This is a genomic window from Glaesserella sp. (assembly GCF_041814905.1).
GTDB lineage: Bacteria > Pseudomonadota > Gammaproteobacteria > Enterobacterales > Pasteurellaceae > Glaesserella.
This window is the reverse complement of the sequence record NZ_JBGXYA010000033.1, coordinates 1-13,316: the sequence shown is the minus strand read 5'-3', so window position 1 is coordinate 13,316 and position 13,316 is coordinate 1. Positions and strand designations below refer to the sequence as shown.

Sequence of the window (13,316 nt, the reverse complement as noted above, 5' to 3'; positions counted from 1 at the left end):
GGTGTTACGTTAATTCGGCAAGCCTAAGCAAATCGGGAGACAAAACCCGGTTTGTTTAGGCTTTTTTATTGCCCTGCTAACATAATATTCACTCAACACAGGAGATGTTTCTATGAGTAATTTAAAACCTTTCCCACAACACTTTTTATGGGGCGGAGCCACGGCGGCAAACCAAATCGAAGGCGGTTTCGACCAAGGCGGCAAAGGCTTATCCAGTGCGGATATGGTGGCTTTCGTGCCGAAAGCGGAACGGGGGGCGCACAGTGCATCTATTGAAGTGTCTTCACAACGTATTGAAGAGATTCTTTCCGGTAAATTTAATGCGCGTTTTCCGAAACGTGACGGGATTGATTTCTATCACACTTATAAAGACGATATTGCACTGTTGGCGGAAATGGGCTTTAAAATGTTCCGTATCTCGATTCACTGGGCGCGTATTTTCCCGAACGGTTATGACGAACAACCGAACGAAGAAGGCTTGGCGTTTTACGATCGCATCTTTGACGAATTACTCAAACACGGTATTCAACCGATGGTTACGCTCTGCCACTATGAGATTCCGCTTGGTTTGGTACAGCGTTATAACGGCTTCTTAGACCGAGCCGTTGTCGGGCATTTTGTCCGTTATGCCGAAACCGTGTTCCGTCGCTATAAAGATAAAGTGAAATACTGGCTAACCTTCAATGAAATCAATATGGTCACCATGCACAGCCCGTATACCGGCGCCGGTTTAGTGATCGATCGCGTACCTGAAGCCGAACGTGAGAACGCCAAATACCAAGCACTACATCACCAATTTATCGCAAGTTCACTCGCCACCAAAGCATTGCATGAGATCATTCCTGACGGAAAAATGGGATGCATGTTGGCAAGAATGTTGCATTACGCGCTGACGGCGGATCCGTTGGATCAACGCAAAGCGCAATGGGGCAATCAGCAAAATCTGTTCTATACGGATGTTCATGCCCGCGGAGAATACCCGAAATATATGCTGCGTCATTGGGCGGAAAATAATGTTCACATTCAAAAAGAAGCGGGGGACGATGCAATTCTCAAACAATATCCGGTCGACTTCATTTCATTCAGTTATTACATGTCAGTCTGCGTTACCACCCATGAAGATCAGGGCGAACGTGTCGGTGGTAACTTGATTGAAGGGGTGAAAAATCCGTATTTACAAGCGTCCGATTGGGGTTGGCAAATCGATCCGATCGGGTTGCGTTTAACCTTAAACGAAATGTACGACCGCTATCAAAAACCGCTGTTTATTGTCGAGAACGGCTTGGGCGCTTATGATAAAGTTGAAGACGGTAAAGTCCACGACAGCTACCGTATCGATTACCTGCGTGCTCATATTCGCCAAATGCAGGAAGCGATTACCGACGGGGTGGAATTGTGGGGTTATCTTGAATGGGGACCGATTGATTTGGTCAGTATGTCGACGTCCGAGATGTCGAAACGCTACGGCTTTATTTTCGTCGATATCGATGATGACGGCAACGGCTCCCGCCAACGTATCCGTAAAGATTCGTTCTTCTGGTATAAAAAAGTGATCGCCAGCAACGGGGCGGATCTGAGTTAAAAATGCCTCTGCCGCTTGTGGAGCAACTACAAGCGGTCAGTTTCGAGCCATTTTTTGCAAATATCTCTCATCCTTCTCTCTTTACGGGAGGAGGTTAAATTAACATGCAGATCGAGATGAGAGAGTTAATTTCCGGAGCAATTTCACTTATGAATAAAATCATCTTTTTAGACGTAGACGGCACCTTGGTTGATTACCAAAACCGTATTCCGACCTCCGCCGTTAAAGCGATTCAACAAGCCCGTGCTAACGGGCATAAAGTCTACATTTCCACCGGACGCAGCCGTGCGGAAGTCCAACCCGAATTATGGGATATTGGCTTAGACGGTATGATCGGCGGTAACGGCAGTTATGTGGAACACCAAAATCACGTCGTGATGCATCAAGTGATTCCCGAAGACGTTGCTCATCGAGTCGTGGACTGGTTAACGGAACGCGGGTTGAGTTTTTATCTGGAAAGTAATAACGGTTTATTCGCTTCACCTGATTTTAAACAAAAGGCCCGCCCCGCTCTGCGCCAATATATGCACGGCAAAGGAGCTGCAAATGCGGAGCTGTTGGAAGTGGATGATGTTATGCACGGTATCATTTTTAACGGAGAACTTTATCGCAATGATCTGAATAAAATCAGTTTTGTTTTAAACCGTTATCAAGATCACTTAGATGCCAAACAGGCATTTCCCGAGCTGAAAGCCGGCACTTGGGGCGGTGTGGGTGAAGTTGCTTTATTCGGCGATCTGGGTGTAAAAGATATAACCAAAGCGCATGCTATTGATGTGCTATTACAATATTTAAACGCCGATATTTCCGACACCTTTGCATTCGGCGATGCCAGCATTGATATTCCGATGTTGGAATATTGTGCCGTTGGCGTTGCAATGGGTAACGGCGGAGAAGAGATCAAAGCAATTGCAGATTACATTACCGAGGATGTCGAACAAGACGGATTATATAACGCATTTAAACATTTCGGATTAATTTAAGGAATAAAGATGAAAATTGAACATGTTGCTATGTATGTCAATGATTTAGAAGCGGCTAAGCAGTTTTTTATTCGTTACTTTAATGCAACATCCAATGCAATGTATTACAACCCTCGAACTCATTTCCGTTCCTATTTTTTAAGTTTTGCCGAGGGGGCACGCTTAGAGATTATGCATAAACCTGAAATGCAAGATGAAGAAAAAGGGCTAAACCGAACCGGTTTGGTTCACCTTGCTTTTAGTGTAGGAAGTAAAGAAAAAGTCGATCAACTGACCGAACGGCTTAAAAATGACGGCTATCTCGTCATCAGCGGTCCGCGTACCACCGGTGACGGCTATTATGAGAGCTGTGTAGTTGCGATTGAACAGAATCAGATTGAAATCACCATTTAAGTAAAGCGCTAAAACGCGATTTTAAGGAGCCATGATGAAAACCGCCATTCTACTTTCTACATTCACTCTAGCGATTGCCGCTTACGCACAGCAAATTAATTTTAACCTAAAAGCTCAAGTATTTGATTACGGTCAGAATATCGTCGCTATTGAGCTTGAAACCAAAGATCTTAAGCTCAATGAGGACGAGCTTAACAAAAAACTGTTTAAAGTCCGCGCCAAAGGGCAATTACCGATTGATGTCCGACAAAATAAAGTTGTCGGAGTCTTTGACACTCAACGCAACATTGAACAAATATCTCTCACCGAAAACGGCAATATTTTATTAACCCTTGAATCAGGCAAAGATATTATCGGCGCGAATACGCTGGCTTATGCTTCCGGGGATATTAATCGTAACTTACTGCTTAATTTGGATTATCAACTCGTCCTGCAACATCCTATCAGTAACCTTCCGCAAGACAGCGAGTTCCAACAACAAAAAACCGTCGATCACGAAGTCGATCTCTTCTCGCCAAAAGTGTCAAAACAACAGATCCAATATCAATTTTATCAACCTCAAAATGCGGAAGGAAAACGCCCGCTGATCATTTGGCTACACGGCAATGGTGAAGGCGGATACGCCGATTATCAAAATAATCGCTCCCAAATACTTGCGAATCGCGGAGCCGTGACGTTCGTTACCCCGCAAACCCAGCAAATTTTCGGTGGTGCTTACGTCATTGCGCCTCAAGCGCCGGATACTTGGTATAACAATTATTCCAAAGGTTATATTCAAAAAATGAAAAGCTTGATTGATGAGGTCGTCGCTGAACATGCTATCGATCCTGAACGTATTTACCTATTCGGCGCTTCTGCCGGCGGATATATGGCGTTAAGAATGTTAATTGAATATCCGAATCTGTTTGCCGCAGCCAACGTTTCTGCTCCGGCATTAGATCGTGCGGTCGTTGCAGGCGGACAACCGACTACGGCGGAAGATCTGCAAAAAATCAAACACAAACCGCTCTGGTTAGTACACGCGGCCAACGACCCGACAATCTCTTATAGCGCCACAAGTAAACGAGTGTTTGAAGAATTACGCGACTCAGGTGCGATTCTCACTGTCTATCCGGAAGTGAAAATCGACGATCAGGAATATAACGGCCATTGGTCTTGGATTTACAGCCTCAGAAATATGCCGTTCAATCCGCAAGGTGACTCTCTGTTTCAATGGATGGCAAAACAGAAGTTGGGGAATTAATGCCGACAAGCGGTCATTTTTGGCAGAAATTTTGCAAATTTTGGGCTAAAACCGACCGCTTGTTTCACTCTCTCTGCCACATTTCCTTGTGCGCAAACCTAAATGTATTATCGGTAAATTTGATTTTATCTAAACGAATTCGCCATACATCGGTTTGGTGTAATTTAGCGATTGGGTGACGTTCAATATACAAAGCCAAAGGGCGTTCATATTCCGTAGTCAGTAATTCGGCTTGTCCGGCAAACTGAATACCTTGGATTTCACTCACTTGTGTGATTTGATCGGAAATCGTCCCAACCACATGGGAATCTTTTAACATCAACTGCCCGTGATAAGTCTCACGGCTTGTCAATAAAATCAAACTGACGGTGTCAGGCTCAAAGGCATAAAAACAGCTTGCCGCCCATATTTCCTGCTGATATTTCGCAGTAATGCCGACAACGTGTTGTTGAGTGAGATAATGTTGTATTGAAGGAGGTAAAATCGACATCCGCTAACGATTCCGTATAATCCGATAAAACACGGAACATAATACCACTTTACCGTTCTAATCAGAGCGAAAACGAACAGATTTATGTAAAACAACCAACCTATTCGGAGATACTATGAAACAAAATCAACTCACCGTGCTCATCGCCGCAACGATCGCCGGTAGCGTATTGGCAGCACCGACCATGCAACCGGATCCGCTTGCCGATCTGTCCTATTTCAATAAAACCGACAGGGGCTATCAACTTGAATTCAATGATAAACACTACCGGAGTCTGGAGACAACGGTAAATGGCGAAAAAGTGAAATTCCGTGCCTTTGAAAAAATCGTGTATGTACAAAATCCGTTAGAGCCGGATTACCAAACCATCAATTTCTATGTGCCGGAAGCCTATTTCAATAACGGTGAAATCAATGGCTTTAACGCACAAACCGCACCGATTTTCCTACCGAACGCTGTTGGCGGTTATATGCCGGCGAAAGCGGCAACCTATGACAAAAAAGAGTTTGATGCCAGCGATAAACCGAATGCAATTCAAACCGCTCTCGCCAAAGGTTATGTTGTTGCCAGTGTCGGCGCTCGCGGGCGAACTTTAGAGCAAGGCGGGAAATACACCGGCAAAGCCCCTGCTGTCATTATCGATTTAAAATCCGCAGTTCGTTATTTACATTTTAATGACGGTAGAATGCCTGGCGATGCGAACAAAATTATTTCCAACGGTACCAGTGCGGGCGGCGCGCTGTCGGCGTTACTCGGCGCAAGCGGAGATAACCCGGATTATGCGGACTATTTCAAACAAATCGGTGCAGCGGAAGCCAGTGATGCGATTTTTGCCGTTTCTGCCTATTGCCCGATTACCAATCTTGAACACGCCGATAGCGCGTATGAATGGGAGTTTAACGGCTTAAACGACTATAGCCGCATGGATATGAGTAAACTGAATGCCGCTACGTTTAATGATCGTTCAAAACCGATGCCGAAACTTGAAGGCACGTTAACCGCGGCGGAAATACAAACGTCGAACGAATTGAAAGCTTTATTCCCCGCCTATTTAAACGGGTTGAACTTAAAAGATGAAAAAGGAAATGCGCTGACTCTTGATGCACAAGGCAACGGCTCATTCAAAGACTATGTGAAAAAAGTGATTGTTCGAGCGGCGGATAAAGCCCGTAAAAACGGTAGCGATTTAAGTGATAAAACATGGCTGACATTCAGTCAAGACGGTGTGACCGATATGGATTGGAACGGCTACATTCATTCGGAAAAACGGATGAAATCACCACCGGCATTCGATGCTTTTGACTTAAGTACGGGGGAAAATAATCTGTTCGGTACGGAGACCGTCAACAACCGTCACTTTACCGAGTATTCACTCAAGCGCAGTACGGCTCAAGGCGGTATGACGGATGCAGAAACCGTCAAACTGATGAACGCTATGAATTATGTGGATAATCCGAAAGCGGCGGAACATTGGCGGATTCGCGTCGGTACGTCCGATCGCGATACGTCGCACGCTATTAGTGCGATGTTGGCAATCAAATTACAGATGCAAGGTAAAAAAGTTGATTACGAAACACCGTGGGCGGTGCCGCATTCGGGCGACTACGATCTGGACGAGCTGTTCCAATGGATGGATACCATCAGTAAATAAATAAAGAACAAGCAGTCGGATTTGCAAATTTTTTGGCAAAAACGACCGCTTGTTTATTTATTTCGACAAAGGTTAACGCAATATTTGACGCTAATATCTTCCGCCAATTTTTTGGATATAGCGACTCGTCGCGATTTTAGCGGAAAGCCACCCTAAGAAAACGCTTGACACGATGATTAACAAGATTTCACTTGAGTCAAAACCGTGCAGTTCAAATTTGACCGTAAACATATCCGACACATAGCGTACCACACCGGTAAAATAACTGATTGTCATCCAACTAAACAATAAAGCCAATAAACTACCGAATAAACCATAAATCATACCGGTATAAAGGAACGGACGAGAGATAAAATGGTCGGTTGCGCCCAATAACTGCATAACGTCAATGGAGGCGCGGCTGTTGGACACGTCGGATCGAACACTATTGCTGATCACTAAAAATACAGCAATAAACATCAATAACGTACAAGTCACTGCCACTCTTGCGATTAATTGGGTTAAGGCGGTCAATTTCTCTAACCAACCGTTGTCCAAACGAACTTCCTGTACGCCTTTGATTTTCTGTAATCCGTCACGCAGCGCTAACATATTTTCCGGAGAAGTAAAGTCGCTTTTCGGTTTCAGCATAACCACCGCTGGCAACGGGTTGTCATCCAAAATATCTAAAGCATCGCCAAAACCCGACCAAGTACGAAACTCATCCAAACTTTGTTGACGTGAAATATAGTTAAGGGATTCGATCTTATCCGCATCAAATTGACGAATACGTTCCACGACTGTCTGCACATCGTTCTCCGCGAGATTTTTATGCAAATAAACCGTCAACTCGGGTTCCGGATAAAACTCGGAGGCGGCTTGGCGGGTATTTTTCCATAATAAATAGCTGACGGTCGGAATCGTTAATGAAACAGCGATCACCAAGATCGTCAACAATGTACCGAATTTACGCTTAAGCAGATCTTGCCGTAGCGAGCGTAAAATATAACGCGTTTGAGTATTAAATGAATGAAACATATTTTGCCCTTACGCCTTTAAATGACCTTCTTCCAACACCAAACACGGCTTCGGACGTTGTGTGATAATGTTACTGTCGTGGGTTGCAATTAAGACGGTTGTCCCCGCTTTGTTAAATTCTTCAAATAAACGGAAAATTTCAAAAGAAAGTTTATCGTCTAAGTTACCGGTCGGCTCATCCGCTAACAATAATTGCGGGCGATGCACGATCGCACGAGCAATATCGACCCGTTGTTGTTCACCGCCGGAAAGGTGAAGCGGTAGAAAATTTGCTTTATTTTCTAAACCGACACGTGCCAATGCAAGACGTGCTTCACGCTCTACCGTCGCTTGGTTTAAACCCATAATAATCAGCGGTAACGCAACATTATCGAGGATCGAGCGATCGGTCAACAGGCTATAATTTTGGTGAACCATTCCGATTTGACGGCGTAAAAACGGTAATTCATGTTCCGCAAGACGAGTAATATCGTGTCCGTTAAACACCACTTGCCCGCCGTTAGCACGCTCAATACCCATAATCAATTTAAGTAAAGTGGTTTTACCTGCACCCGAATGACCGGTTATATACGCCATTTCTCCTTTCGGCAGATGAAAAGTAATGCCTTGCAAAGCGGGTCTGCCACCGCCTTTATAGGCTTTACTGACATTAGTAAATTTAATCATTATTTTTCTTCCTCGTGGGCGAACAGCGCCTCAATAAATTCTTCGGCGTTAAACGGGCGTAAATCATCGATTTTCTCACCCACACCGATATAGCGAATCGGGATATTAAATTGATCGGCAATGGCAAATATCACACCGCCCTTGGCTGTTCCGTCTAATTTAGTCAAGGTAATACCGGTTAATCCGACCGCTTCGTTAAACAATTTTGCTTGGCTAATGGCATTCTGCCCGGTTCCGGCATCTAAGGTCAGCATAATTTCGTGCGGAGCCGTTTCATCATATTTTTTCATTACCCGTACGATTTTTTTCAGCTCATCCATCAAATTATTTTTATTCTGCAAACGCCCTGCCGTGTCGGCAATCAACACATCAATACCTTTAGCGGCTGCCGACTGCATGGCATCAAAGATAACGGATGCAGAATCGGAACCGCTACTTTGAGCAACCACCGGAATGTTATTGCGTTCACCCCACACTTGTAGCTGCTCAACTGCCGCGGCACGGAAAGTATCTCCCGCCGCCAGCATCACCGATTTACCTTCCGCTTGGAATTTACGGGCTAATTTACCGATCGTAGTGGTTTTACCCACGCCATTTACCCCGACCATTAAAATCACATACGGTTTTTTATCGTCTAAAACCAACGGTTTGGCTACCGGTTTTAATACTTCGCCTAATTCTACTTTTAGCTGTTGATACAGTAATTCGGCATCACGCAATTGCTGCTTTGTCGCATGTTGCGTCAAATTATTGATGATTTTCGTCGTGGTCGGCATACCTAAATCCGCCACAAGCAACTGCTCTTCAAGCTCTTCAAACAGATCATCATCAATTTTTTTACCACGGAAAAAATTGCGGAAACCGGAGCCGATACTTTCTTTCGTTTTAATTAAGCCTTTAATCAAACGGCTGAAAAATCCGCCTTCACTCGGTTTTTCCTGATACGGTGCTTGCGTGTCAGCATTTTCTTCAGCATCCAACGCGTCTTCCGTTTCGCCTTCAGCAAATTCGTCAAATCGATCGTCGTCTGATTGTTCCTCTGCGTGAGGTTTATCAAAAAAAGCTTCAACCTGTTCAACTTTTTCTTCAATGATCTCTTTTATGTTGTCGATTTTCTGTTCAGCGGTTTGTTGAATGACCTCAACGTTCTGCTCAACGGTTTCTTTGAAAGTGTCAAATTTCTGCTCTGCAATGTCTTTGAAGGTTTCTAACTGCTCTTCGGCGCTCTCTTTTAATTCGTCAAATTTCTGTGCTAAAGTCTCTTTGAGTGCCTCGGTTTTTTCTTCCACCGTCTCTTTCACCGACTCAAATGTATCTTCAAGGGTATCAATTTTTTGTTCAACGTTATCTTCTAACTGCTCGACAAAGGCTTCCGCTTTATCTGCGAAAGACTCCGCCTGCACTTTGACCTGTTCAACATAGTTTTCTGTTTTTTCTTTAACGGAATCAATCACTTCCTCAAGACTTTCCGCGGAAGCAAGCGCTTGCTCAGATTTTGCATTTTGTGGCTCGGAACCGACCGCTTGTTGCGTGTCTACGACATCTTGTGTTTGTTCGGCTTGCACTTGATCTGCCGCAGGCTCTTCATGTTGGCGTTCTTCTGTTTGTTGTTCTTTTTTACCGAATCCCAACCAAGACCAAAAACCTTTTTTCTTTTTTTCGTCTGTCATTTTTTTACTCTCTCATAAAATTAAAAATCCATTTTTTATCAAAATGGAATAAACTTGCACTAGTTTACCATTTTTATCGATTATTTTTGTGAATGAGTATGAAAAAAACGCAAATTTCTGTACAGAATCGTCCGACAGGCGAAGTCCGTATCATCGCGGGCTTGTGGCGCGGAAGAAAATTACCGGTGCTAAATGCTGAAGGATTGCGCCCAACCACTGACCGCGTGAAAGAAACGTTATTCAATTGGTTGATGATGGATGTCCCAGGTGCACGTTGTTTAGACTGCTTTGCGGGCAGTGGCTCACTCGGCATTGAAGCCCTTTCGCGCCAAGCACAAGCGGTCACTTTTTTAGAAAAATTTGCAAATGCGGTAAATCAGCTGAAAAAAAATCTGCAAAGCCTGAAAACTGTAAATGCCGCCGTGGTTCACACCGATAGTTTGCAATTTCTCTCCCATCCCAACCACGAAGAGCCTTTCGATATTGTGTTCGTTGATCCGCCGTTTCATCTTGGGTTTGTTCCGCAAATATTAAGCCGTTTACAACACAACGGCTGGCTTGCGCCGAATGCGCTGATTTATGTCGAAACCGAAAAAAACCATCCGCCGTTGACGCTACCAGAAAATTGGCAAATTCTGAAAGAAAAAACCGCAGGGCAAGTGATGAGCCGATTAATTCGTGCGACCTAACCATTGAATGTACAAGCGGTCTGATTGAGGCTGAAATTTGCAAATTTCTCCCGAAAAACGACCGCTTATATCTTGCTTTGTCACGCTAAACTTATGCGTTTTCATGGGGGTGATCTCAGTCCGCAGCCAAGGCTTCCAAATCCGTCACAAAAATGTGATCTTGTTCAAATTTTAGGGAGATATTCTACAAATGAAGTAAATTTTCTTTTAAAATGATCAATATTGAAGTTTTATTCCATTTATTGTTATTTTGAGGAGATCAGACTATGCGTTTAATACCTTTGGATTGTGCAGAACAAGTCAGTCAATGGGCTGCCCGTTATATTGTCGATAAAATCAATGCCTTTAAGCCGACTGCTGAAAAACCATTTGTATTAGGCTTACCAACCGGCGGGACGCCACAAAAAACCTATAAAGAGCTAATCAGACTCTATCAAGCGGGTGAAGTGAGTTTTAAAAATGTCGTGACCTTTAACATGGACGAATACGTAGGCTTACCTAAGGAACACCCGGAAAGTTACCATACTTTTATGCATGAAAACTTTTTCAACCACGTTGATATTCAGCCACAAAATATTAATCTTTTAAACGGTATGGCGGAAGATGTGAATGCAGAATGCGAACGTTATGAAGAAAAAATGCGCTCTTACGGTAAAGTGAATCTGTTTATGGGCGGTGTGGGCGTGGACGGTCATATTGCGTTTAATGAACCCGCCTCTTCGTTAAGTTCTCGCACCCGTATTAAAACATTAACGGAAGATACTTTGATTGCCAATTCCCGTTTTTTTGACAATGATGTGAATAAAGTGCCGAAATTTGCTTTAACCGTGGGTGTCGGTACATTATTAGATGCAGAAGAAGTATTGATTTTAGTAACTGGACATAACAAAGCACAAGCCTTGCAAGCAGCGGTCGAAGGCCCGATTAATCACTTATGGACAATCAGTGCGATACAACTACACCGTCGTGCAGTCGTTGTCTGTGACGAACCGGCAACACAAGAACTAAAAGTCAAAACGGTTAAATACTTCAAGCAGTTAGAGAAAAATGTAGCTCGTTAGGAGGACAAATGAACCACTATGCCTTAACAAATTGCGTCATTTATACCGGTGATAAAATTCTTTATCAACATGCGGTCATCGTTAACGGGGATAAAATCGAAGAGATTGTTCACCAACGGGATCTTCCGAAAGATCTCCGTCAAATCGATTTAGAAGGCGCAAATCTCTCCGCCGGTTTCATTGATTTACAACTAAACGGTTGCGGTGGTGTGATGTTTAATGAAGATATTAGCGTTCGCACCCTCGAAATTATGCAAGAAACTAACGAAAAATCGGGTTGTACAAGTTATTTGCCGACGTTTATCACCTCGCCTGACGAAGGGATGAAAGAAGCGGTACAAGTGATGCGCGATTATCTTGCCAAACATAAAAATCAAGCGCTCGGTTTACATTTGGAAGGTCCTTATTTAAGTGTGGCGAAAAAAGGCGTCCATCGCCCTGAATATATCCGCGAAATTCATCCGGAGATGTTGGAATTTCTTTGCAATAATAGTGATGTGATTACCAAAATTACCCTTGCGGCTGAAAATCCAACAGCGGATCATATTAAAACATTTGTGGATGCAGGGATCATTGTTTCTCTCGGGCATTCCAATGCGACTTTTGCTCAAGCTAAACAACGCATTCAAGAGGGTATCGGCTTTGCGACCCACCTACACAATGCGATGTCGCCGATAAGCTCGGGACGTGATGGCGGTGTGGTCGGTGCCGTATTGGACAGTGATATTTATGCCGGTATTATCGTGGACGGCTTGCACGTCGATTGGAGCAATGTTCGGATTGCGAAGAAAGTCAAAGGCGATAAACTCGTGATCGTCACCGATGCGGTTGCACCTGCCGGCACAACGGATATGGAATATTTTATTTTTGTTGGCAAAAAAGTGTTATATAAAGACGGAAAATGCATCGATGAATTCGGTAGCCTTGGCGGTGCAGCGGTAACAATGATCGAATCAATCCGCAACATGATGCAACATACGGCTCTCTCTCTCGACGAAGTAATCCGAATGTGTACGCTTTACCCAGCCAGAGCAATCCATGTTGAGGATAAACTTGGCTCAATCGGCGCAGGTAAAATCGCTAACCTTACTGCCTTTAACCATCAATTTGAGGTAATCGGTACTGCAGTAAATGGTAAATGGAAAAGCTTTAAACAGTAACTAACACCTTATTTTTATTATCAAGATCGCCTGGAGGTTTCCATCTATGCGATCTTTTTTATTCGCTCATGAATTAATTTGAAATTTTATCAAAATGTTACTTGCTCTCATTTTACTTTTTGCGTAGAATTGCGCACCTATTTTATATGAATTTAAGGGTGCCAAACGCGCAGCGATAGGCACATATTAGCGGAGTAAATATGTACGCAGTTTTCCAAAGTGGCGGCAAACAACACCGAGTAAGCGAAGGTCAAGTTGTTCGTTTAGAAAAACTTGAAGTAGCGACGGGTGAAAAAGTTGAATTCGACTCAGTGTTAATGGTCGTTAATGGTGAAGATGTTAAAATCGGTACCCCGGTTGTTGCCGGCGGTAAAGTAGTGGCAGAAGTGGTTGCACACGGTCGTGGCGAAAAAGTTCGCATCGTTAAATTCCGTCGTCGTAAACACAGCCGTAAACAACAAGGTCATCGTCAGTGGTTCACAGAAGTGAAAATCACTGGGATTCAAGCATAATTTCAGAGGAGATCAAGTAGATGGCAACTAAAAAAGCTGGTGGTTCAACTCGTAACGGTCGTGACTCTGAAGCTAAACGCCTTGGTGTTAAACGTTTCGGTGGCGAATCTGTATTAGCAGGTAGCATCATCGTTCGTCAACGTGGTACAAAATTCCACGCAGGTAGCAATGTAGGTATGGGTAAAGACCACACTTTATT

At 43.8% G+C, this 13,316-nt stretch carries 14 protein-coding genes; 10 read left to right on the top strand and 4 right to left on the bottom strand.

Going from position 1 to position 13,316, the window contains the following annotated elements:
* Window positions 1–112: 112 nt before the first annotated feature.
* The 4 genes from ACEYJ7_RS04915 (at window position 113) to ACEYJ7_RS04900 (ending at window position 4,201) form a co-directional block, all read left to right on the top strand.
* Window positions 113–1,582 (top strand): glycoside hydrolase family 1 protein, encoded by a 1,470-nt coding sequence (locus ACEYJ7_RS04915; RefSeq protein ID WP_373777959.1) that lies wholly within the window; start codon window positions 113–115, stop codon window positions 1,580–1,582.
* 149 nt (window positions 1,583–1,731) lie between these two features.
* Window positions 1,732–2,565, top strand: coding sequence for an HAD family hydrolase (locus ACEYJ7_RS04910; protein ID WP_373777957.1), 834 nt, complete (start codon window positions 1,732–1,734; stop codon window positions 2,563–2,565).
* A 9-nt stretch (window positions 2,566–2,574) separates the two neighbouring features.
* Entirely contained in the window at window positions 2,575–2,958 is a 384-nt protein-coding gene (locus ACEYJ7_RS04905; protein WP_373777955.1) for a VOC family protein, read from the top strand.
* A gap of 34 nt (window positions 2,959–2,992) precedes the next feature.
* Window positions 2,993–4,201, top strand: coding sequence for a PHB depolymerase family esterase (locus tag ACEYJ7_RS04900; RefSeq protein WP_373777954.1), 1,209 nt, complete (start codon window positions 2,993–2,995; stop codon window positions 4,199–4,201).
* A gap of 64 nt (window positions 4,202–4,265) precedes the next feature.
* Here the strand turns inward: ACEYJ7_RS04900 and ACEYJ7_RS04895 are convergent, their stop codons facing one another.
* Window positions 4,266–4,691: a hypothetical protein gene (locus ACEYJ7_RS04895; RefSeq protein ID WP_373777953.1), complete on the bottom strand. Its 426-nt coding sequence runs from the start codon at window positions 4,689–4,691 to the stop codon at window positions 4,266–4,268.
* A 115-nt stretch (window positions 4,692–4,806) separates the two neighbouring features.
* Between ACEYJ7_RS04895 and ACEYJ7_RS04890 the strand changes: the two genes are divergently transcribed.
* Window positions 4,807–6,342: a subtype B tannase gene (locus ACEYJ7_RS04890; protein ID WP_373777951.1), complete on the top strand. Its 1,536-nt coding sequence runs from the start codon at window positions 4,807–4,809 to the stop codon at window positions 6,340–6,342.
* Between the two features lie 90 nt (window positions 6,343–6,432).
* Here the strand turns inward: ACEYJ7_RS04890 and ftsX are convergent, their stop codons facing one another.
* Genes ftsX through ftsY form a run of 3 tightly spaced genes read right to left on the bottom strand, consistent with a single transcriptional unit; the run spans window position 6,433 to window position 9,695 of the window.
* Window positions 6,433–7,359, bottom strand: coding sequence for a permease-like cell division protein FtsX (gene ftsX, locus ACEYJ7_RS04885; RefSeq protein WP_373777950.1), 927 nt, complete (start codon window positions 7,357–7,359; stop codon window positions 6,433–6,435).
* 9 nt (window positions 7,360–7,368) lie between these two features.
* The gene (gene ftsE, locus ACEYJ7_RS04880) at window positions 7,369–8,025 is read right to left on the bottom strand and encodes a cell division ATP-binding protein FtsE (RefSeq protein WP_373777949.1); all 657 of its coding nucleotides are present in this window, start codon (window positions 8,023–8,025) and stop codon (window positions 7,369–7,371) included.
* Entirely contained in the window at window positions 8,025–9,695 is a 1,671-nt protein-coding gene (gene ftsY, locus ACEYJ7_RS04875) for a signal recognition particle-docking protein FtsY (RefSeq protein WP_373777948.1), read from the bottom strand. The genes ftsE and ftsY overlap by 1 nt, the downstream gene beginning before the upstream one ends.
* A 98-nt stretch (window positions 9,696–9,793) precedes the next feature.
* On the opposite strand from ftsY, the gene rsmD reads away from it, so the two are divergent.
* The 5 genes from rsmD to rpmA form a co-directional block, all read left to right on the top strand.
* A complete protein-coding gene (rsmD, locus tag ACEYJ7_RS04870) occupies window positions 9,794–10,384 on the top strand; it encodes a 16S rRNA (guanine(966)-N(2))-methyltransferase RsmD (RefSeq protein WP_373777947.1) in 591 nt (196 codons plus the stop codon).
* A 266-nt stretch (window positions 10,385–10,650) separates the two neighbouring features.
* On the top strand, window positions 10,651–11,445 hold the full coding sequence (gene nagB, locus ACEYJ7_RS04865) for a glucosamine-6-phosphate deaminase (RefSeq protein WP_373777946.1): 795 nt from the start codon (window positions 10,651–10,653) through the stop codon (window positions 11,443–11,445).
* A gap of 8 nt (window positions 11,446–11,453) precedes the next feature.
* Window positions 11,454–12,605: an N-acetylglucosamine-6-phosphate deacetylase gene (nagA, locus tag ACEYJ7_RS04860; RefSeq protein WP_373777945.1), complete on the top strand. Its 1,152-nt coding sequence runs from the start codon at window positions 11,454–11,456 to the stop codon at window positions 12,603–12,605.
* A 200-nt stretch (window positions 12,606–12,805) separates the two neighbouring features.
* Window positions 12,806–13,117, top strand: a complete 312-nt coding sequence (rplU, locus tag ACEYJ7_RS04855; protein ID WP_005711422.1) for a 50S ribosomal protein L21 — start codon at window positions 12,806–12,808, stop codon at window positions 13,115–13,117.
* Between the two features lie 20 nt (window positions 13,118–13,137).
* Window positions 13,138–13,316, top strand: a 179-nt coding sequence (gene rpmA / locus ACEYJ7_RS04850) for a 50S ribosomal protein L27 (RefSeq protein ID WP_373777974.1), incomplete at its 3' end; no start/stop codon positions are given.

Bases quoted from the DNA above. Each gene is read 5' to 3' on its own strand.
- ACEYJ7_RS04900 (WP_373777954.1), top strand. From the start codon at position 2,993: ATGAAAACCGCCATTCTACTTTCTACATTCACTCTAGCGATTGCCGCT.
- ACEYJ7_RS04890 (WP_373777951.1), top strand. From the start codon at position 4,807: ATGAAACAAAATCAACTCACCGTGCTCATCGCCGCAACGATCGCCGGT.
- ACEYJ7_RS04905 (WP_373777955.1), top strand. From the start codon at position 2,575: ATGAAAATTGAACATGTTGCTATGTATGTCAATGATTTAGAAGCGGCT.
- ftsX (WP_373777950.1), bottom strand. From the start codon at position 7,359: ATGTTTCATTCATTTAATACTCAAACGCGTTATATTTTACGCTCGCTA.
- ftsY (WP_373777948.1), bottom strand. From the start codon at position 9,695: ATGACAGACGAAAAAAAGAAAAAAGGTTTTTGGTCTTGGTTGGGATTC.
- rplU (WP_005711422.1), top strand. From the start codon at position 12,806: ATGTACGCAGTTTTCCAAAGTGGCGGCAAACAACACCGAGTAAGCGAA.
- rsmD (WP_373777947.1), top strand. From the start codon at position 9,794: ATGAAAAAAACGCAAATTTCTGTACAGAATCGTCCGACAGGCGAAGTC.
- nagA (WP_373777945.1), top strand. From the start codon at position 11,454: ATGAACCACTATGCCTTAACAAATTGCGTCATTTATACCGGTGATAAA.
- ftsE (WP_373777949.1), bottom strand. From the start codon at position 8,025: ATGATTAAATTTACTAATGTCAGTAAAGCCTATAAAGGCGGTGGCAGA.
- ACEYJ7_RS04915 (WP_373777959.1), top strand. From the start codon at position 113: ATGAGTAATTTAAAACCTTTCCCACAACACTTTTTATGGGGCGGAGCC.
- nagB (WP_373777946.1), top strand. From the start codon at position 10,651: ATGCGTTTAATACCTTTGGATTGTGCAGAACAAGTCAGTCAATGGGCT.
- ACEYJ7_RS04910 (WP_373777957.1), top strand. From the start codon at position 1,732: ATGAATAAAATCATCTTTTTAGACGTAGACGGCACCTTGGTTGATTAC.
- ACEYJ7_RS04895 (WP_373777953.1), bottom strand. From the start codon at position 4,691: ATGTCGATTTTACCTCCTTCAATACAACATTATCTCACTCAACAACAC.